Below are 19,373 nucleotides of genomic sequence, written 5' to 3'. Positions count from 1 at the left end.
GGACTGTGAATGGAAACTATTAAACAAATGAACGCAGAAGATAAAAAAATTTCTGGAGCCAATTTATTATTAGACTGTCTAGCAAATCAAGGGGTGGAACTAATATTTGGTTATCCCGGTGGTGCAGTCTTACCATTATATGATGCATTGTATGACGAAAAAATCCCTAATGTTTTGACTAGGCATGAGCAAGGTGCCGTTCATGCAGCAGAAGGATATGCTAAAGCAACTGGAAAACCTGGGGTAGTGGTTGTCACTAGTGGTCCAGGTGCGACAAATGTTGTCACAGGAATCGCGGATGCTCTGGGTGACTCTGTTCCATTAGTTGTTATTACAGGGCAAGTAGCAACCGACGGGATAGGAAAAGATGCTTTTCAAGAGGCAGATATGCTGGGGATTACTTTACCAATCACTAAACATAATTTTCAAGTTAGAGATGTCACCGAATTACCGAAAATTGTAAATGAGGCTTTTCATATTGCAACAACTGGAAGAAAAGGACCTGTATTGATTGACTTACCTAAGGAAATGACTATCTCGAAAACATTCCCCAAAATTGACAATGTGGTCAAATTGGATAGCTATCAACCTACAGTGACACCGGCAGTTTTACAGATTGAACGTTTGATGGGTCTGCTGAAGAAAGCTAAAAAACCAGTCCTGCTGATAGGTGCAGGAGTGATAGCAGCAGAAGGAGCAGACGAACTTCGCCAATTTGTTGAACGATATAAAATACCAACTGTTTGTACTTTACTTGGCTTAGGGCTATTGCCTCATGATCATCCACAATTATTAGGAATGGGTGGGATGCATGGCACTTATGCAGCAAACATAGCATTGATGGAAACGGATCTGTTGATTAATATTGGTAGTCGTTTTGATGATCGATTAGCTTGTTCGCCAGAGTCATTTGCTCCGTATGCCAAAATCGTTCATATTGATATTGATTCTGCAGAGATTGGAAAAGTTATTACGACAGATGTTCCCATTGTTGGGGATGCACGGATTGCTTTAGAACAACTGCTTGCCTGCGATGAGATTTCGATTGATTGTGAGGCCTGGCGTGATTTGTGTCAAAAGAGGAGAGCAAAGTATCCGTTAAAGTATTCTTTTGAATCAGGAGTTATTAAGCCGCAAGAAGTTATTGAGCGTGTTGGTGAGATTACAGGAGGCTCTTCTTATGTGGTTACAGATGTAGGCCAACACCAAATGTGGGCGGCACAATTTTATCCATTTAACTTTCCCAAACAATTGATCACAAGTGGTGGGCTTGGAACGATGGGCTATGGTATCCCAGCAGGTATTGGCGTGAAAATCGCCAAGCCAGAAGATTCTGTCGTTGTTTTTGTTGGAGATGGTGGATTTCAAATGACAAATCAAGAACTAGCTATTTTAAATCTGAATAATTTAGATATTAAATTTGTTTTATTGAATAATCATTCTTTAGGCATGGTTCGTCAATGGCAAGAAACATTTTTTAATCAGAGAAGATCTCGTTCAGTATTCGACGAACAACCTGATTTTATGAAATTAGCTGAAGCTTATGGAATTTCGAGTACTAAGATTAGTGATCCGGCCACTTTATCAGAAGATTTAGCAACTGCTTTTTCAGTTAAAGGGCCGATGTTGATTGAAGTAGTTGTCTCAGACAAAGAACATGTACTGCCCATGGTTCCGGCAGGGATGCCAAATGATCAAATGCTAGGGGTTGACTGATTGATGAAACGAATGATTACGGCAATGGTGCGAGACAAAGCAGGTGTTTTGAGTCGTATCTCCAGTGTATTGAATAGAAGACAAGTTAATATTGAAAGTATTTCTGTTGGTCGAACTGAAATAGCAGGAGAATCACGCATGACGATTATGATTCGGGCAGGCAATTTGGCTGATATTGAACAAGTAACAAAACAGTTGAATAAGCAGATTGATGTAATCAAAGTATCTGATATTTCAGATGAACCGCATTTGGAAAGAGAACTGGCCTTAATCAAGGTCAATGCTCCGACGACAATTCGATCAGAAATTCAAGCAATGATCGATCCTTTTCGAGCAGATGTCGTCGATGTTAGTTTGAAAACAATTGTCGTTCAAGTAGCTGGTTCTGATGAAAAGGTCAATGCGTGCATCGATGTCTTAAGACCTTATGGAATCAAACAATTAGCACGAACCGGTATTACTGGTTTTAGTAGAGGTTAATCGCAAATTATTGCTTTTAATAGATTAGAAAATTAGAAAAAAATTGGAGGAATAATTCATGGTTAAAGTTTATTATGATGATGCAGTAGAAAAGGACGCTTTAGAATGGAAAACAATCGCAATCATAGGTTATGGCTCACAGGGCCACGCGCATGCGCAAAATCTTAGAGATACAGGACATCAAGTAGTGATCGGCGTACGTGAAGGAAAGTCAGCGGATGCTGCTAGAAAAGATGGCTTTAATGTAAGTCCAGTATCAGAAGCGACAAAAGCTGCACAAGTAACCATGATTTTAGCTCCAGATGAAATCCAAGGGAGTTTATATGAAAAAGAGATTGCCCCTAATTTGGATGAAGGCGATGCATTAGCATTTGCTCATGGGTTTAATATTCATTTTGATGTAATCAAACCGCCTAAGAACGTCGACATCTTTTTAGTCGCACCAAAAGGACCAGGACATTTAGTTCGCCGGACATTTGTTGAAGGTTTTGCAGTCCCTTGTTTATTTGCTGTTCATCAAGACGCAACAGGAACTGCTCGAGAATTAGCACTATCTTATTCAAAAGGAATTGGTGCAACTAGAGTAGGAGTCTTGGAAAAAACTTTCAAAGAAGAGACCGAAACAGATTTATTTGGTGAACAAGCTGTCTTGTGTGGTGGTTTGACGAGCATGATCGAAGCAGGTTTTGAAACCTTGGTCGAAGCAGATTACCAACCAGAATTAGCTTATTTTGAAGTTTGTCATGAAATGAAATTGATTGTTGATTTGATTTATGAAGGTGGATTTGCTAATATGCGCCATTCTATCTCAAATACAGCCGAATATGGTGATTATGTTTCTGGTCCACGAGTAATCACTTCGGAAACAAAAGCCAATATGAAAGCTGTTTTAACAGATATCCAAAACGGAAAATTTGCCGAAGGTTTTATTGCAGACAACCAAAATGGATTCCCGAAATTCAAAGAAATGCGTGCTAAAAATGGCGGGCATCAAATTGAAGCTGTGGGTAGTGAATTAAGAAAAATGATGCCTTTTGTAGGACATAAAGATTAGACTGACAAACTAGTTTCTTACCATAATAAATTTCAGGAAAGCGAACGTTGCAGCGTTCGCTTTTTTTAGTAAGGAATGATCACTAATAATTCAGGATGATCATTAAGTTGTAATTCTTTGAGCTGTAGTTCAGGATGTGAAATAATTCTTGATTGGGCGTCAAAATGTTCAAAAAAATAATTTTTTATTTGCTCATCGGTCCATTGTCGAGCAGGGAAATGCTGAAAATTTTTTCCATTATACATAAAAACAAACCCCATACTCCAAGCTTGCTGTATTTCTTGTGGTACTTGAGAAATCCTTTTTTCAAACGAAACCATCGTGGTCAACTCCTTAACAAATGAGTGTTTAAATCCATTATGTCTGAAAAAATTTCTATCGTCCAGTAAATGAGAGACAAAATATTTGGAGTTTGACCAATTCTGATGTATGATGACTTCGGATAGTTAATTACTTACAAAAAGTAAAAGTGTTAATCTTTTTCATTTAGCAAAAAATGATTTACACTATATCCGTAAAAGTTTTTATTTTTTAGGAGGTTTGTTTATTATGGCAAAAGAACATTATGATAGAAGTAAACCACATGTTAATATTGGTACCATTGGTCACGTCGATCACGGTAAAACAACATTAACGGCAGCAATTACAACGGTATTAGGCAAGAAAGGTCTAGCAAACCCTCAGGACTATGCTAGTATCGATGCTGCACCGGAAGAACGTGAACGTGGAATCACAATTAACACGGCACACGTAGAGTATGAAACAGAAAAACGTCACTATGCACATATTGATGCCCCAGGACATGCGGACTACGTAAAAAATATGATTACTGGTGCTGCTCAAATGGATGGTGCGATCTTGGTTGTATCAGCAACTGATGGCCCAATGCCCCAAACACGTGAACATATTTTGTTATCACGTCAAGTTGGAGTAAAACATTTGATTGTTTTCTTAAATAAAGTTGATTTAGTTGATGATGAAGAATTGATTGATTTAGTGGAAATGGAAGTACGTGAATTACTTTCTGAATATGGTTTCCCAGGTGATGATATTCCTGTACTTAAAGGGTCTGCATTGAAAGCTTTGGAAGGTGATCCTGAACAAGAACAAGTTATTTTGGACTTAATGGATACTGTTGATGAATATATCCCAACACCTGAACGTGATACAGACAAACCTTTCTTGTTACCAGTTGAAGATGTCTTTTCAATTACTGGTCGCGGAACTGTTGCTTCTGGACGTATCGATCGCGGGGAAGTCAAAGTCGGCGATGAAATTGAAATTATCGGGATCAAACCTGAAGTTCAAAAAGCAGTCGTTACCGGACTTGAAATGTTCCGTAAAACATTAGACTATGGTGAAGCTGGTGATAATGTCGGTGTATTATTACGTGGAATTACTCGTGATGAAATCGAACGTGGTCAAGTATTAGCTAAACCAGGTTCAATCACACCTCATACTAAATTCCAAGCTGAAGTGTATGTATTAACGAAAGAAGAAGGCGGACGTCATACACCGTTCTTTAATAACTATCGTCCACAATTTTATTTCCGTACAACTGACGTAACAGGGAATATCGTGTTACCTGAAGGTACTGAGATGGTTATGCCAGGCGATAATGTAACGATCGATGTTGAATTGATCCATCCAATCGCAGTGGAAAAGGGAACTACTTTCTCTATTCGTGAAGGCGGACGGACTGTTGGTTCTGGTATCGTTACAGAGATTGAAGCATAATCAAAATAAAAAACGTAGCGCAGTCATGCGTTACGTTTTTTTGTGCAAAAAGATATAGGATATCTATAATGTACCAGAATGGATATTTTGATTAATAGTCCAACTAATTTTCTAATAGCAGGAATAGTTGATGATTATCACCGTTCATCGAAGCACGAACGGTAAGAGAAAATGAAGGAATCAATATAGTAGGGACGACACCAACTAGCTATAAAGCACTATCGATTTCCCGACACCAGCAGAACTACAAATGATTGCTGAAAAGGCACTTTCAAGTGTAGATGGGATTGTTCGTAATCGTATTGAGATTGATCAAGAGGCTATTTTTCATGTATTAAGAAATTATTGAAAAAAACCGCGAAATCTAAATGATTTCGCGGTTTTTTTTTGGATTATACGTTCAAAACTTTGTTCAAGAAGTCTTGGGTTCTTGGATTTTGTGGATTACTGAAGACTTGTTCTGGAGTACCATCTTCTAAGATTTTTCCACCATCAGTAAAGATGACACGGTCAGCTACTTCTTTAGCAAAGCCCATTTCATGAGTTACAATCACCATCGTCATTCCTTGAAGTGCTAAATCTTTCATAACTTTCAGCACATCACCGACCATTTCAGGGTCAAGAGCAGAAGTGGGTTCATCGAACAACATAATATCTGGATTCATTGCTAATGCTCGAGCAATAGCAACCCGTTGCTTTTGTCCACCCGATAAGCTATCTGGGTAAACATCTTTTTTCTCAGCTAGTCCAACTTGACCTAGCAATTCGATGCCGCGTTTTTCAGCGGCATCTTTCTTTTCACCTTTACGATCGATAGGAGCTAAAGTGATATTTTGTAACACAGTAAGGTGCGGGAACAGATTGAAATGTTGGAATACCATACCGATATGTTGACGGACTAAATTGATATCGGTATGTTTGTCTGTCAAATCTTGTCCATCAATAATGATCTCACCAGAAGTTGGATCTTCTAAACGGTTCATACAACGTAAGAAAGTACTTTTACCTGAACCTGAAGGTCCGATGATACAAACAACTTCACCTTCACTAATACTGATATTCAAGTCATTCAAGACAGTGTTATCACCAAATTTTTTGACTAAATGATTTACGACGATTTTTTTATCCATTGTATTTTCCATTTATTTCACCTTCTTATCTAAACGGTTAGCTAATTTAGTTAGGATCGTAATCAAGATCAAGTACATGATCGCGATGATCAAGTAAACGTATGAACTTTGAGTTGTTCTAGCCACGATGATTTTACCAGTTTGCAGAAGCTCTACAACACCGATAGCAGAAATAATCGTTGTATCTTTCAAACTGATAACGAATTGATTGATGAAAGAAGGGATCATAATTTTAACTGCTTGCGGTAAGATAATTTTTTGCATGGTTCGATTGTATGGCAAACCTAAACTACGAGAGGCTTCCATTTGACCAACGGGCACAGCGTTGATACCACCGCGTACGATTTCGGCGATATAGGCACTAGCATTCAACGTTAATGTAATGATCCCAGCTGCAAAGTCTGGAATTTTGATTCCTGTGATTCCTGGCAAGCCGAAGAAAATGAAGAAGGCTAATACCATCATTGGAATCCCGCGGATAATATCGATATAGATGCCTGCTAATAATCGTAATGGGCGTGAAGGAGAGACACGGAACAAACCGAAAATTACACCTACTACTAAAGCTAAAGCAAATGAAACTAAAGCTAAGACGATTGTTTTCCATAAACCTTCTAATAATGATTTATAGTTATTTTTCAATAAACCAGTGATTGTGGATTCATCGACAGCATCTTTTTTCTCTTCGCTGCCTGAACCAATATATTTATCAACGATCTTATCGTATTCACCAGTTCGTTTTAATTCTTTCAAACCTTCTGTAAACATTTCCCGAAGTTCAGGATTTTCACCTTTTTTAACAGCAAAACCATATTCACCGCCGACTTCGCGCTTGATTGGTGTTTTTAGGTCTTGGCCTTGTTGAATGGCATAACCGATAACTGGATAATCATCCATCATAGCGTCGATCGAACCGACTTTTAAGGCATCGTATAATTGGTCAGCCGCATCGAAGCTCTTAATTGTGTAGCCATATTCTTTTTTATGAGCCTCTAAGAAATCAGCACTTTCTGTTCCAACTTTAGCACCAACTGTTTTGCCTTTTAAATCTTTATATTCTTTAATATCTTTATTGTCTTTAGCAACTGCTAATTGAATTCCACTTTGGAAATAAGGATCTGAAAAATCATAATTTGCTTTTCGTTCATCAGTCATAGTCATACCGGCGATCATACCGTCAGCTTGACCAGATTCTAATGCTTGCATAGCAGAGGAGAAGCCAATAAATTTGAAATCGATCTTGAATCCTTGAAGTTCAGCGATTCGAGTTAATAAATCAACATCGATCCCTTTGTATTTTCCGTCACTGTCTTTATATTCAAACGGTGCAAAAGCTGAATCGCTGGCGATAACATACACATCTTTTTTCGGTTCAATTTTTTTCATTTGGCTCGTAGAAGTACTATCGCTTGAGCCGCTTGAAATATATTTGCTGACGATTTTGTCATAAGTTCCATTTTCTTTTAAATCTTTCAATCCAGCATTGAATTTTTTCAATAATTCTTGATTTTCACCCTTTTTAACAGCAAAGCCATAAGCACTACCTTCTTCAGGTTCACCGACAAGTTTGAAAGGTTGTCCATTTGACACGGCGTAGCCTAATACTGGATAGTCATCAAAAATTGCTTCAGAATTTCCGTTACTTAAAGCATTATACATAGCATCAGCAGCTTCGTATAATTTGACTTCATAACCGTATTTATCTTTGTTATCTTCTAAGAAAGTAGCACTTTCGGTCCCAATTTTTGCAGAAACTGTTTTACTTTTTAAATCAGCATAATCTTTGATATCGTTATTGTCATTTTTAACAGCCATTTGAATTCCGCTATCAAAATAAGAATCAGAAAAATCGAAAGTTTTTTTACGTTCATCAGTAATACTCATGCCCGCGATCATACCATCTAATTGATCTGATTGAACTCCTTGGATCGAACTATCAAAACCTAAAGGATTCAAGTCCACTTTGAAACCTTGATCCTTTGCGATTTCTTTAAGTAAATCAACATCGATCCCGATATATTCCCCGTCAGAATTTTGAAACTCAAAAGGAGCGAACGTTAAGTCAGTCCCAATTTTATAAGTTTTTTCCGCCGCGTGAGTTTTCGTAGTGAAGCCGAGTGTTAAAAGACTTGCCACTAAGAAAAATACGAAAGGAATTAATTTGTTTTTTCTCATAGTAATCCTCCTATATACTTATCATTCGTTTATTATAAGTTAGCCTAATACTAAAATACAAGTAGTTGGACTGTCTATGTGAAAAAAATCTAAATTTTGATGACACGAAATGTAAGGAAAGTTAACATGGCTAGTTTAAGAAATCGTTTAGCACAAGGAGAATAAATAGCGAAAATATGTTCGGTATGCTATAATTTTTGGATAAGAGATTATTTATCTTACTATTAAAAGGAGGGTTTTTGCGTGATTGAAAGAGTAACAGATAATGAGTTTGACCTCCATTCAAAATATCAGCCTGCTGGCGATCAACCGGAAGCTATTTCGCAATTGACCGAAGGTGTCGTCAATGGAAAAAAAGCACAAATACTGTTAGGTGCTACGGGTACTGGGAAAACATATACCATTTCAAATGTGATCAAAGAAGTTAACAAGCCAACTTTGATTATTGCTCATAATAAAACATTAGCTGGACAGTTGTATGGAGAATTCAAGGAATTTTTCCCCAACAATGCTGTAGAATATTTTGTCAGTTATTATGATTATTACCAACCCGAGGCTTATGTGCCTTCAAGTGATACGTATATAGAAAAAGATTCTAGTGTCAATGACGAAATCGATAAACTCCGTCACTCAGCTACCAGTTCATTACTTGAACGAAATGATGTGATCGTAGTTGCCTCGGTTTCGTGTATTTTTGGTTTAGGATCACCGAAAGAATATATGGAACAAGTTGTTTCGTTACGTGTTGGGATGGAAATGGATCGAAATCAATTACTCCGCAAACTCATCGACATTCAATTTGAGCGAAATGACATTGATTTTCAACGGGGACGTTTTCGTGTTCGTGGGGATGTAGTAGAGATTTTTCCTGCTTCTCGTGATGAACATGCGCTACGCGTAGAGTTTTTCGGTGACGAAATCGAACGTATTCGAGAAGTCGATGCATTGACCGGTGAAATTACCGGCGAAACGGAGCATGTGGCGATTTTTCCAGCGACTCACTTTTTAACGAATGAAGATCATTTAGAACATGCCATCAGTAATATCCAAGCAGAACTTGCTGATCGCTTAGAAGTCTTGAATAGTGAAAATAAGTTGCTAGAAGCTCAACGATTAGAGCAACGAACAAATTATGATATCGAAATGTTGCGGGAAATGGGCTATACTTCAGGCATCGAAAATTATTCGCGCCATATGGATGGACGTAAAGAAGGAGAGCCGCCGTATACGTTGATTGATTTCTTTCCAGATGATTTCTTGATGGTAATCGATGAGTCGCATGTGACGATGCCTCAAGTTCGCGGAATGTATAACGGTGACCGAGCACGAAAACAAATGTTAGTTGATTATGGATTCCGCCTGCCGTCCGCTCTAGATAATCGTCCGTTACGCTTGGAAGAATTTGAAGAACGAGTTAATCAAATCGTTTACGTCTCAGCTACGCCCGGTCCTTATGAACATGAAGAAACGGACACTGTTGTTGAACAAATCATTCGGCCGACTGGTTTATTAGATCCAGTGATCGATGTTCGACCGATTATGGGACAAATCGATGACCTAGTTGGAGAAATTAACGAACGAGCAGAACGGAATGAACGGGTCTTTGTCACGACTTTGACGAAAAAAATGTCAGAAGACTTGACAGATTACTTTAAAGAATTAGGCATCAAAGTAAAATACTTGCATAGTGATATTAAAACGTTAGAACGAACTGAAATTATTCGAGATCTGCGTTTAGGTAAATTTGATGTTTTGATCGGAATTAACTTATTACGTGAGGGTATCGATGTTCCGGAAGTTTCATTAGTAGCTATTTTAGATGCAGATAAAGAAGGTTTCTTGCGGAGTGAGCGTTCGCTAGTCCAAACGATTGGACGGGCGGCTCGAAATTCTGAGGGTAAAGTAATCATGTATGCAGATAAAATTACTGATTCAATGCAACGTGCGATGGATGAAACGACGCGTCGCCGAAGCATTCAAGAAGCTTATAATGAAGAGCATGGAATCGAACCAAAAACGATTATTAAAGAGATTCGTGATTTGATCTCAATCAGCAAGGTGGCTGAAAAGTCAGCTGACTATGATACGACTTCTTATGAAGACCTATCTAAAGAAGAACGTAAAGAATTACTTGCGAAGATGGAAGAAGAAATGCGTGAAGCAGCTAAGGCTTTAGATTTTGAAACAGCTGCAACATTGAGAGATACGATTTTAGAACTGAAGGCAGCCGAATAGACTATCGGCTGGTTTCAGTTTATTGACTATTTTTTATTTCTCAGTATACTAATAAATCTTGTTAAAAAATGCTCTATATAATAGAAGAAAAACGAAATTAAAAATGAAATGGGAGAAATAAATGGCAAATGATAAAATAGTGATTCATGGAGCGCGTGCGCATAATTTAAAAAATGTCGATGTCACGATCCCTCGTGACAAGATGGTAGTTGTTACTGGTTTGTCTGGTTCTGGGAAAAGTTCATTAGCCTTTGATACGCTATATGCCGAAGGCCAACGCCGTTATGTGGAAAGTTTATCTGCATATGCACGCCAATTTTTAGGTCAAATGGATAAACCGGATGTTGATAGTATCGATGGCCTTAGTCCGGCTATTTCAATCGATCAAAAAACGACAAGTAAAAACCCTCGCTCGACTGTTGGAACGGTAACTGAGATCAATGACTACTTACGTTTGTTATTCGCACGAGTGGGGCATCCAATCTGTCCAAACGATCATATTGAAATTACTTCTCAATCGGTGGAACAGATGGTTGATAAAGTATTGGAGCTGCCTGAACGTACAAAAATCCAAATCTTAGCACCGGTTGTGGCTAAGAAAAAAGGTCAGCACAAAAAGGTGTTTGAAATGATCCAACGCGAAGGGTATGTTCGGATGCGTGTTGATGGTGAACTTTATGATGTGACCGAAGCACCAGAATTAACGAAAAATAAAAAGCATGATATTGAAATCATTGTTGACCGGATCGTAGTAAAAGATGGCATACGCTCAAGACTATTTGATTCATTCGAAGCAGCATTACGTCTGGCAGAAGGGTATGCGATTGTTGATGTGATCGGTGAAAAAGAAATGTTGTTCAGTGAACACTATGCTTGTCCTTACTGTGGCTTTACTGTTGGTGAACTAGAACCACGTTTGTTTTCATTTAATGCACCTTTTGGCGCGTGCCCAGACTGTGATGGCTTAGGTGTGAAATTAGAAGTCGATATGGATTTAGTAATTCCTGATCAAAGTAAAACATTGCGTGAAGGCGCGTTGATTCCTTGGAATCCCATCAGTTCGCAATATTATCCGCAAATGTTAGAACAAGCCTGTCAAAGTTTCAATATCGATATGGATACACCCTTCGAAGAATTACCAAAAGAGCAACAAGAGATTATTTTAAATGGATCGAATGGCGAAAATTTCCATTTCCATTATGAGAATGATTTTGGTGGCGTGCGAGATGTAGAGGTTCCATTTGAAGGAATTATCAATAATATCAATCGCCGTTATAAAGAAACAAATAGTGATTTTACGCGCGATCAAATGCGTTTGTATATGACGGAATTGACTTGTCAAACGTGTCATGGTTATCGCTTGAATCCTCAAGCCTTATCAGTTCAAATCAACGATACCAATATTGGTCAAGTCAGTGAAGACTCAATCAATGGAACGTTAAAATTTTTTGAAACGGTTATTTTAAGTGAACAAGAAAAAGTGATCGCAAAACCGATTTTAAAAGAAATCAAAGATCGTTTGAGTTTCTTACGCAATGTTGGATTGGATTATCTGACATTGAGTCGAGCAGCAGGTACTTTATCTGGCGGAGAGGCTCAACGTATTCGTTTAGCTACGCAAATTGGTTCTAATTTGTCAGGTGTCCTATATATCTTAGATGAACCGTCGATTGGGTTGCATCAACGAGACAATGATCGCTTGATCGAATCATTGAAAAAAATGCGGGATTTAGGAAATACATTAATCGTGGTAGAACACGATGAAGATACGATGCGTGCAGCGGACTATTTAATTGACGTGGGCCCTGGAGCAGGTGATCAAGGTGGAGAAATCGTTGCTGCCGGAACACCAAAAGAAGTCGAAGCTAATCCAAATTCCCTAACAGGACAGTATCTATCAGGTAAACGAGAAATTTCGGTGCCAAAAGAGCGTCGCGAAGGCAATGGTAAGAAAATAAAAGTAACCGGTGCGGTAGAGAACAATTTGAAGAATGTCGATGTAGAATTTCCATTAGGGAAATTTGTTGCCGTGACTGGGGTTTCAGGTTCGGGTAAATCAACATTAGTGAATCAAATTTTGAAAAAATCATTAGCACAAAAGTTGAATCGTAATTCTAATAAACCTGGTAAGTTCAAAAAAATCACTGGCTATAAGCATATTGAAAAACTTGTAGACATCGATCAAAGTCCGATTGGTCGAACTCCCCGCAGTAACCCGGCAACGTATACGAGTGTGTTTGATGACATTCGTGATTTATTTGCACAAACCAATGAAGCGAAGATTCGCGGATATAAAAAAGGCCGCTTTAGTTTTAATGTTAAAGGCGGGCGTTGTGAAGCCTGTCGGGGCGATGGAATTATCAAAATCGAGATGCACTTTTTACCAGATGTTTATGTCCCTTGTGAAGTTTGTCATGGCAAACGATACAATTCAGAAACATTGGAAGTTCATTATAAAGGGAAAAATATTGCTGATATTTTAGAAATGACGGTTGAAGATGCAGTCGAATTCTTCAAACATATTCCAAAGATCCACCGGAAATTGCAAACGATCGTCGATGTTGGTTTAGGATATGTGACGATGGGACAACCGGCTACGACTTTGTCAGGTGGAGAAGCCCAACGAATGAAGTTAGCTAGTGAGTTGCATAAAAATTCTAACGGAAAAAACTTTTATATTTTGGATGAGCCAACAACTGGATTGCATACAGATGATATTGCTCGTTTATTGAAAGTCTTGGAACGTTTTGTTGATGCTGGAAATACTGTTTTAGTCATTGAGCACAATCTTGATGTAATCAAATCAGCAGACTACGTGATCGACTTAGGTCCAGAAGGCGGCGCAGGCGGCGGGACGATTTTAGCTACTGGAGCCCCGGAAGAAATTGCGGCAGTACCTGAAAGTTATACGGGTCATTACTTAAAACGAGTGTTAAAAAATAAATAACTGATAAAGCTTAATGCAAGTAAAGGATTCTTCTTTGCTTGCATTTTTCTTTATGGTATGATTATCAAGGATTTAGAATGAGAAGGTGTAAAAATAATATGACTGAAAAACAAAAATTTGTACCGATTTTGTTAGGAAGCGACATCAACGTTTACGGGATGGCTCGTTCCTTTCATGAAGCTTACGGAATTGTTTCGGAAGCTTATGCAGGCTTGCAATTAGCACCGACAAAATATAGTAAAATCGTCAATGTTCACGTGGTGCCTGGTTTTGATAAAGATCCAGTGTTCTTAGAACAGATGCGTGAATTAGGAAAAAATACTTACAATGATCCTGCGACTAAATATCTTTTGATCGCTTGTGGTGACGGGTATGCAGAACTAGTTTCACAACATAAAGAAGAGCTTTCTGAATGGTTTATTTGCCCTTATATCAACTTTGATCTTTTGCAACGTTTAATCAGTAAAGTAAGCTTCTATGAAATTTGCGAAACTTACGATCTGCCTTATCCAAATACGTTTATCATTACGGAAGATATGTTGGAAGCTGGAAAATTGAAACAAGATTTACCATTTGATTTTCCAGTCGCATTGAAACCCGCAAACAGTGTCGAATGGCTATCAATCGACTTTGAAGGCCGTAAAAAGGCCTTTATTTTGGACACACGTGATGAATTCGATGTCATTATTGAACGGATTTACCAAGCAGGCTATACGAGTGAAATGATCGCCCAAGACTTTATTCCTGGTGATGACAGCAATATGCGTGTATTGAATGCTTATGTAGATCAAAATCATCAAGTTCGGATGATGTGTCTAGGTCACCCGCTATTAGAAGATCCTTCACCTGAAGCGATCGGAAATTATGTGACGATCATGCCGGATTACAATGAAAAAATCTATCAAACGATCAAAGGCTTCCTTGAGAAAATCGACTATACTGGTTTTGCGAATTTTGATATGAAATATGACCCTCGTGATGGTGAGTATAAATTATTCGAAATCAATTTGCGACAAGGCCGCAGCAGTTTCTTCGTGACCTTGAACGGCTTTAACTTGGCTCAATATGTTACTGAAGATCGGGTCTTTGAAACACCATTTACAGAAACGATTTATGGGAAAGCAGAGCCTAAAACATCGATGTTATGGATGGGCGTACCTAAAGGCGTTTTTGAAAAATTTGCTCGCAACAATGCAGACAAAGAAAAAGCCTTAGAGATGATCAAAAATGACCATTGGGGCACCACTGTCTTTTATAAAAAAGATATGTCGATCATGCGTTGGATCTTAATGAAATATATGTTCAGCAAATACAAAGGACGTTTTGATTTATTCTTTAAAGAGAAAGAAGGATAGAGATGGAGAATTTCTTTAGTATTCTCGGTGGCATGGGAACAATGGCAACAGAAAGTTTTGTTCGTATTTTGAATCAACGAACTAACGCCCATAATGATCAAGAATATTTGAATTATGTAATGTTCAATCATGCAACGGTACCTGATAGAACTTCATACATCTTAGACCATTCGGCTGATAATCCCTTACCATTTTTAATGGACGATATTGAAAAGCAAAATCTGTTAAAGCCCGAATTTATTGTGTTGACTTGCAATACAGCACATTACTTTTTTGATGAATTACAAGCAGCTACTGAGATCCCGTTAGTTCACATGCCGCGTGAAGCGGTCAATGAAGTGGCGAAACGTCATCAAGTGGGAGATAAGATAGCTGTGTTAGCTACTGCTGGCACCATGACTGCTAAAGTTTATCAAACAGCTTTAGAAGCAAAAGGCTTCGAAGTTTTAGTGCCTGATAATGATTTGCAAGCAAAAATCAATCATTTGATTTATCATGACGTAAAAGAAAATGATTTTATCAACAGCGAGTTGTATCTAGAGATTCTTTCAGATGCAATGGGAAAATACGGTTGTCAAAATGCGATTTTAGGCTGTACAGAATTATCCTTAGTACAAGAATTAACGAAGGATGTGCCATATCCAGTGATCGATGCTCAATCGATCTTAGCTGATCGTACAATTGAATTAGCTTTGAAAAACAGATCTTCTAACTAGAAGGTCTGTTTTTTACTTAAAAACTTAAAAAAAGTGAAAGAACAATAAAAAAGTAGCAAAGACACGCCAGGAGTGTTATAATTTTTTAGAAGGCAAAGAAGTTTGCCTTTTTTTCATGCAAAAATGATTAAACAATAAAATGTTCGTATCGATTCAATGGATCGATTTATAAAGAGTATATATAGCGAAAAAATTTTTTCAGCTATGATTGAATAGTGCTTAAATTAGAGAGGAGTGACACAAATGACTGAAAGTTTACATTTGGTAGTCATCACTGGTATGAGCGGTGCCGGGAAAACCGTTGCGATTCAAAGTTTTGAAGACATGGGATATTTCTGTGTAGATAATATGCCTCCGGGCTTGATTCCAAAATTTTGGGAATTGATCCGTGAATCTGGAAAAGTAACCAAGATTGCTTTAGTAGTCGATTTACGTTCTCGTTCATTTTTTGAAGATATTCAAAGAATGCTAGTAGAGATCGAGAATACCGGATTCATTGACACGAGTATTTTATTTTTAGATTGTTCAGATGAAGAATTAGTTTCTCGTTATAAAGAAACCCGTCGAGCTCATCCGCTAGCGATGGATGGTTTGGTGACGGAAGGGATTCGTAAAGAACGAGCTATTCTGGAAGATTTAAAAATGCGCGCAACGCTTACGATCGATACAACTGAATTGACTCCACGTCAATTGCGGGAACAAATCAATCAATCATTTAAACAAAAAGATGATGCGGGATTCCACGTTGAAATGCTCTCCTTTGGGTTTAAATATGGCCTGCCCATCGATGCAGATATCGTAATGGATGTGCGTTTTTTGCCAAATCCTCATTATATTCCTGAATTGCGACCGCAGACGGGCTTAGATCAACCGGTCTATGATTATGTGATGTCTTTTCCAGAGACAGAAGGATTTTATTCCAATTTTGTTCGTTTGATCATGGATATTTTGCCGGGCTATATCAAAGAAGGAAAAAGTTCTTTGACGATCGCCATCGGCTGTACTGGTGGACAACACCGCTCGGTGGCATTATCGGAACGTATTGGCAAAGCGATCAAAGAAGCAGATTACAAAGTGAATATCACGCACCGCGACAAAGATAAACGGAAAGAGACGGTGAATCGCTCATGAAAATGAAAACGTACCGTATTCGCAAACCGAAAATTGTTGTGATCGGCGGAGGAACCGGTCTGCCCGTTATTTTGAAAAGTTTGCGCAATCAAAGTGCCGAAATCACTGCAGTCGTAACCGTAGCAGACGATGGCGGCAGCAGTGGTGAATTGCGTAATTCAATCGATATGGCACCGCCAGGCGATTTGCGTAATGTGCTAGCTGCGCTGTCTGATATGCCGAAATTGTATGAAGATCTTTTTCAATATCGCTTCCAAGCAAGTGATAATTTTTTAGCTAATCATACGATTGGCAACCTTTTGATTGCGGCATTATCTGAAATGCGCAATAGTACTTATGAAGCGATTCAACTACTATCGAAAATGCTTCATGTGGACGGACATATTTATCCGTCTTCTGAAACCCCATTAGTATTGCATGCAGAATTTACTGATGGAACAAGCGCGGTTGGAGAATCTAAGATCGCTCTTGATCGAAAAACGATCGACTATGTTTATGTAACGGAAAAAAATGGAGATCGTGCTGTTCATGCTGCTCGCAAAGTTGTTGCGGCGATTGAAGAAGCCGACATGGTCGTATTAGGTCCTGGATCGTTGTTCACAAGTATCTTGCCTAATTTAGTGATTGAAGAAATTGGCGAGGCTGTTCGTAAAACAGCTGCTGAAGTTGTTTATATTTGTAATATCATGACCCAAAAAGGGGAAACGGAACATTTTAGTGATGCAGACCATATCCAGGTGCTTCACAAACATTTACAAAGTAAATTTATCGATACAGTTCTAGTAAACACAGAACATGTCCCTGATGGATATATGGATCCAGAGGTTTACGATGAATATCTAGTACAAGTCACTCATGATTTCAATGGGCTAAGAGAAGAAGGCTGTCGGGTCGTTTCGACCGATTTTCTAGAACTTCGTGATGGCGGCGTCTTTCATGATGGCGACAAAGTAGTTGATGAATTGTTCCGTATCGTTTTTGGAGCGAAAATTTAAGAAGGAGGACTCGTCATGTCTTTTGCAGCGGAAGTTAAAAAAGAATTAACGGGTCTTGAAGTCAAAAAAAATCTCGCACAAGCTGAGTTATCTGCTTTGATTCGAATGAACGGCTCTCTCAGCTTGAGCAATCATCAATTTGTTTTGAATGTCCAAACAGAAAATGCAGCGATTGCTCGACGAATTTTTACTTTAATGAAAGAACATTATGGCGTCCGGAGTGAATTACTCGTACGTCGAAAAATGAAATTAAAGAAAAACAATGTTTACATTGTACGACTTAAACAAGAGACCCAAAGAATATTATTAGACTTGGATATCATGGATGGTCTAATGTTCCAACCTAATATTGCGCCAGATATCAAAAATTCTGATGAAAAAACGCGGGCTTATTTACGGGGAGCATTTTTAGCTTCCGGTTCGGTGAATAATCCTGAAGTTAGCCGCTATCATTTAGAAATATCTTCAATTTACGAAGAGCACAATCAAGATATCTGTGATTTATTGAATCAATTTGATTTAAATGCGCGAACACTTGAACGCAGAAATGGTTTTATCACCTATTTGAAGGGTGCGGAAAAAATTGCGGACTTTTTGACATTGATCGGTGCGACCAATTCAATGTTGAAATTTGAAGACGCTCGTATTGTTCGTGATATGCGAAATTCAGTGAATCGCTTAGTAAATTGTGAGACGGCGAATATGAATAAAACGATCGATGCTGCTTCGAAGCAAATCGATAACATTCGTTTTATAGAATCGACGGTGGGATTACAAGCATTGCCCGAGAAACTGCAAGAAATTGCGGAACTACGAATGCAAAATCCTGAGATCAGTCTAAAAGAATTAGGAGAGATGATTCCTTCTGGCTCGATTTCTAAATCAGGTATCAATCATCGCGTTCGAAAAATCAATGATTTTGCGGATAACCTAAGAAAAAAAACCGTTTGATCAACAAACGGTTTTTTTCCATTTTTATTCAGTCAAGTAACTTGTTAAAGTGGCTTCATCAATTGATTCATCAAAAATATGTTCGCCAATCACTACGGTCGGAACGAACTTGATAGTTGCTTGGTCAGCTTCGTTGCGAATCTCTTGTTGAAGTTCACGGTTGGCTTGTTGTTCAAAATGCAAAGTATTCTCAGCGTATTTTGCCACATCTTCAAGCTCAAAGTCACCCCAAGTATCTTGAGTATCATAGGCTTGTTGGATTTGTATCAATGCTTTGTCAGCATCCGGGCTAATGTATTCGTGCATGACATTACCGCGCTGTAAGCTGATTTTGTCTTTGTCTAACAATTTAATGATCCGTTGAACTTTTCCATCAGCAACTGCTCGATCGAGTGTTGCACGCGATTCCTCAAACCATTGTTTACAGTAGGGACAGCGCAGATTCATAAATTCGATGATTTTTTTCGGCGCATCATCCGAACCGATTTTGATTCCGTTGAAGTCATTAACAAGTGATGCTTTGATTACAGAAATATCCACAAAAACACGTCCTTTCTATTACTAGTGTACAAAAAAATGAATAGAAAACAAAACTTTTTTAACTATTCAAATTAAAAGAACGAAAGTATTATTTTAAATTTTGTTGCAGTGGTTTATAATAAGTGCGTCATTATAAAGTTTATACGAATGTTGTCTTTTTTTTGTTTGTTAAAAAGAGCATTTGTTCCATTCATAGGTAAAATATTTAAGG

Annotated in this window: 15 protein-coding genes; 11 read left to right on the top strand and 4 right to left on the bottom strand. The window is 38.2% G+C overall.

Annotated features, from left to right (window positions below):
• The first annotated feature begins 9 nt into the window (after positions 1 to 9).
• From ilvB to ilvC, 3 genes are read left to right on the top strand one after another with little or no spacing between them, the layout of a single operon-like run.
• Positions 10 to 1,716, top strand: a complete 1,707-nt coding sequence (gene ilvB / locus ACQKTA_RS03900) for a biosynthetic-type acetolactate synthase large subunit (RefSeq protein ID WP_427814258.1) — start codon at positions 10 to 12, stop codon at positions 1,714 to 1,716.
• A 3-nt stretch (positions 1,717 to 1,719) separates the two neighbouring features.
• Positions 1,720 to 2,196: an acetolactate synthase small subunit gene (ilvN, locus tag ACQKTA_RS03895; RefSeq protein ID WP_427814257.1), complete on the top strand. Its 477-nt coding sequence runs from the start codon at positions 1,720 to 1,722 to the stop codon at positions 2,194 to 2,196.
• A 58-nt stretch (positions 2,197 to 2,254) separates the two neighbouring features.
• Complete coding sequence (ilvC, locus tag ACQKTA_RS03890) at positions 2,255 to 3,250, top strand: ketol-acid reductoisomerase (RefSeq protein WP_427814256.1); 996 nt, start codon at positions 2,255 to 2,257, stop codon at positions 3,248 to 3,250.
• 65 nt (positions 3,251 to 3,315) lie between these two features.
• Here ilvC and ACQKTA_RS03885 read toward each other — a convergent pair whose 3' ends face one another.
• Positions 3,316 to 3,570 (bottom strand): hypothetical protein, encoded by a 255-nt coding sequence (locus ACQKTA_RS03885; RefSeq protein ID WP_427814255.1) that lies wholly within the window; start codon positions 3,568 to 3,570, stop codon positions 3,316 to 3,318.
• A 229-nt stretch (positions 3,571 to 3,799) separates the two neighbouring features.
• Here ACQKTA_RS03885 and tuf point away from each other — a divergent pair, with 229 nt between their 5' ends.
• The gene (tuf, locus tag ACQKTA_RS03880) at positions 3,800 to 4,987 is read left to right on the top strand and encodes an elongation factor Tu (RefSeq protein ID WP_332581073.1); all 1,188 of its coding nucleotides are present in this window, start codon (positions 3,800 to 3,802) and stop codon (positions 4,985 to 4,987) included.
• A gap of 392 nt (positions 4,988 to 5,379) precedes the next feature.
• Here tuf and ACQKTA_RS03875 read toward each other — a convergent pair whose 3' ends face one another.
• A complete protein-coding gene (locus ACQKTA_RS03875) occupies positions 5,380 to 6,117 on the bottom strand; it encodes an amino acid ABC transporter ATP-binding protein (RefSeq protein ID WP_332581080.1) in 738 nt (245 codons plus the stop codon).
• A 12-nt stretch (positions 6,118 to 6,129) separates the two neighbouring features.
• A complete protein-coding gene (locus ACQKTA_RS03870) occupies positions 6,130 to 8,292 on the bottom strand; it encodes an amino acid ABC transporter substrate-binding protein/permease (protein WP_427814254.1) in 2,163 nt (720 codons plus the stop codon).
• Between the two features lie 243 nt (positions 8,293 to 8,535).
• Here ACQKTA_RS03870 and uvrB point away from each other — a divergent pair, with 243 nt between their 5' ends.
• From uvrB to whiA, 7 genes are all read left to right on the top strand, one after another.
• On the top strand, positions 8,536 to 10,527 hold the full coding sequence (gene uvrB, locus ACQKTA_RS03865) for an excinuclease ABC subunit UvrB (protein ID WP_407856312.1): 1,992 nt from the start codon (positions 8,536 to 8,538) through the stop codon (positions 10,525 to 10,527).
• Between the two features lie 121 nt (positions 10,528 to 10,648).
• The gene (gene uvrA, locus ACQKTA_RS03860) at positions 10,649 to 13,474 is read left to right on the top strand and encodes an excinuclease ABC subunit UvrA (protein WP_427814253.1); all 2,826 of its coding nucleotides are present in this window, start codon (positions 10,649 to 10,651) and stop codon (positions 13,472 to 13,474) included.
• A 98-nt stretch (positions 13,475 to 13,572) separates the two neighbouring features.
• Positions 13,573 to 14,829, top strand: coding sequence for a carboxylate--amine ligase (locus ACQKTA_RS03855; protein WP_427814252.1), 1,257 nt, complete (start codon positions 13,573 to 13,575; stop codon positions 14,827 to 14,829).
• A 2-nt stretch (positions 14,830 to 14,831) separates the two neighbouring features.
• Entirely contained in the window at positions 14,832 to 15,545 is a 714-nt protein-coding gene (locus ACQKTA_RS03850) for an amino acid racemase (protein ID WP_427814251.1), read from the top strand.
• A 243-nt stretch (positions 15,546 to 15,788) separates the two neighbouring features.
• Positions 15,789 to 16,676: an RNase adapter RapZ gene (rapZ, locus tag ACQKTA_RS03845; protein ID WP_332581066.1), complete on the top strand. Its 888-nt coding sequence runs from the start codon at positions 15,789 to 15,791 to the stop codon at positions 16,674 to 16,676.
• Entirely contained in the window at positions 16,673 to 17,671 is a 999-nt protein-coding gene (locus ACQKTA_RS03840; RefSeq protein WP_427814250.1) for a gluconeogenesis factor YvcK family protein, read from the top strand. Before rapZ ends, ACQKTA_RS03840 begins: the two co-directional genes overlap by 4 nt.
• A gap of 15 nt (positions 17,672 to 17,686) precedes the next feature.
• Positions 17,687 to 18,622 carry a DNA-binding protein WhiA gene (gene whiA / locus ACQKTA_RS03835; protein ID WP_332581064.1) on the top strand — a complete coding sequence of 312 codons (936 nt, stop codon included), beginning with the start codon at positions 17,687 to 17,689 and terminating at the stop codon, positions 18,620 to 18,622.
• A 24-nt stretch (positions 18,623 to 18,646) separates the two neighbouring features.
• Here the strand turns inward: whiA and ACQKTA_RS03830 are convergent, their stop codons facing one another.
• On the bottom strand, positions 18,647 to 19,162 hold the full coding sequence (locus ACQKTA_RS03830) for a thioredoxin domain-containing protein (RefSeq protein ID WP_427814249.1): 516 nt from the start codon (positions 19,160 to 19,162) through the stop codon (positions 18,647 to 18,649).
• Positions 19,163 to 19,373: the final 211 nt, after the last annotated feature.

The sequence above is a fragment of the Enterococcus sp. 22-H-5-01 genome, from assembly GCF_050310005.1.
In the GTDB taxonomy this organism is placed as follows: Bacteria; Bacillota; Bacilli; order Lactobacillales; family Enterococcaceae; genus Enterococcus_A; species Enterococcus_A hailinensis.
This window is presented reverse-complemented; position numbering and strand designations above follow the sequence as displayed.

Coding starts and splice junctions, on each gene's coding strand:
- ilvB (WP_427814258.1), top strand. CDS start 10: ATGGAAACTATTAAACAAATGAACGCAGAAGATAAAAAAATTTCTGGA.
- ilvN (WP_427814257.1), top strand. CDS start 1,720: ATGAAACGAATGATTACGGCAATGGTGCGAGACAAAGCAGGTGTTTTG.
- ilvC (WP_427814256.1), top strand. CDS start 2,255: ATGGTTAAAGTTTATTATGATGATGCAGTAGAAAAGGACGCTTTAGAA.
- ACQKTA_RS03885 (WP_427814255.1), bottom strand. CDS start 3,570: ATGGTTTCGTTTGAAAAAAGGATTTCTCAAGTACCACAAGAAATACAG.
- tuf (WP_332581073.1), top strand. CDS start 3,800: ATGGCAAAAGAACATTATGATAGAAGTAAACCACATGTTAATATTGGT.
- ACQKTA_RS03875 (WP_332581080.1), bottom strand. CDS start 6,117: ATGGATAAAAAAATCGTCGTAAATCATTTAGTCAAAAAATTTGGTGAT.
- ACQKTA_RS03870 (WP_427814254.1), bottom strand. CDS start 8,292: ATGAGAAAAAACAAATTAATTCCTTTCGTATTTTTCTTAGTGGCAAGT.
- uvrA (WP_427814253.1), top strand. CDS start 10,649: ATGGCAAATGATAAAATAGTGATTCATGGAGCGCGTGCGCATAATTTA.
- ACQKTA_RS03855 (WP_427814252.1), top strand. CDS start 13,573: ATGACTGAAAAACAAAAATTTGTACCGATTTTGTTAGGAAGCGACATC.
- ACQKTA_RS03850 (WP_427814251.1), top strand. CDS start 14,832: ATGGAGAATTTCTTTAGTATTCTCGGTGGCATGGGAACAATGGCAACA.
- rapZ (WP_332581066.1), top strand. CDS start 15,789: ATGACTGAAAGTTTACATTTGGTAGTCATCACTGGTATGAGCGGTGCC.
- ACQKTA_RS03840 (WP_427814250.1), top strand. CDS start 16,673: ATGAAAATGAAAACGTACCGTATTCGCAAACCGAAAATTGTTGTGATC.
- whiA (WP_332581064.1), top strand. CDS start 17,687: ATGTCTTTTGCAGCGGAAGTTAAAAAAGAATTAACGGGTCTTGAAGTC.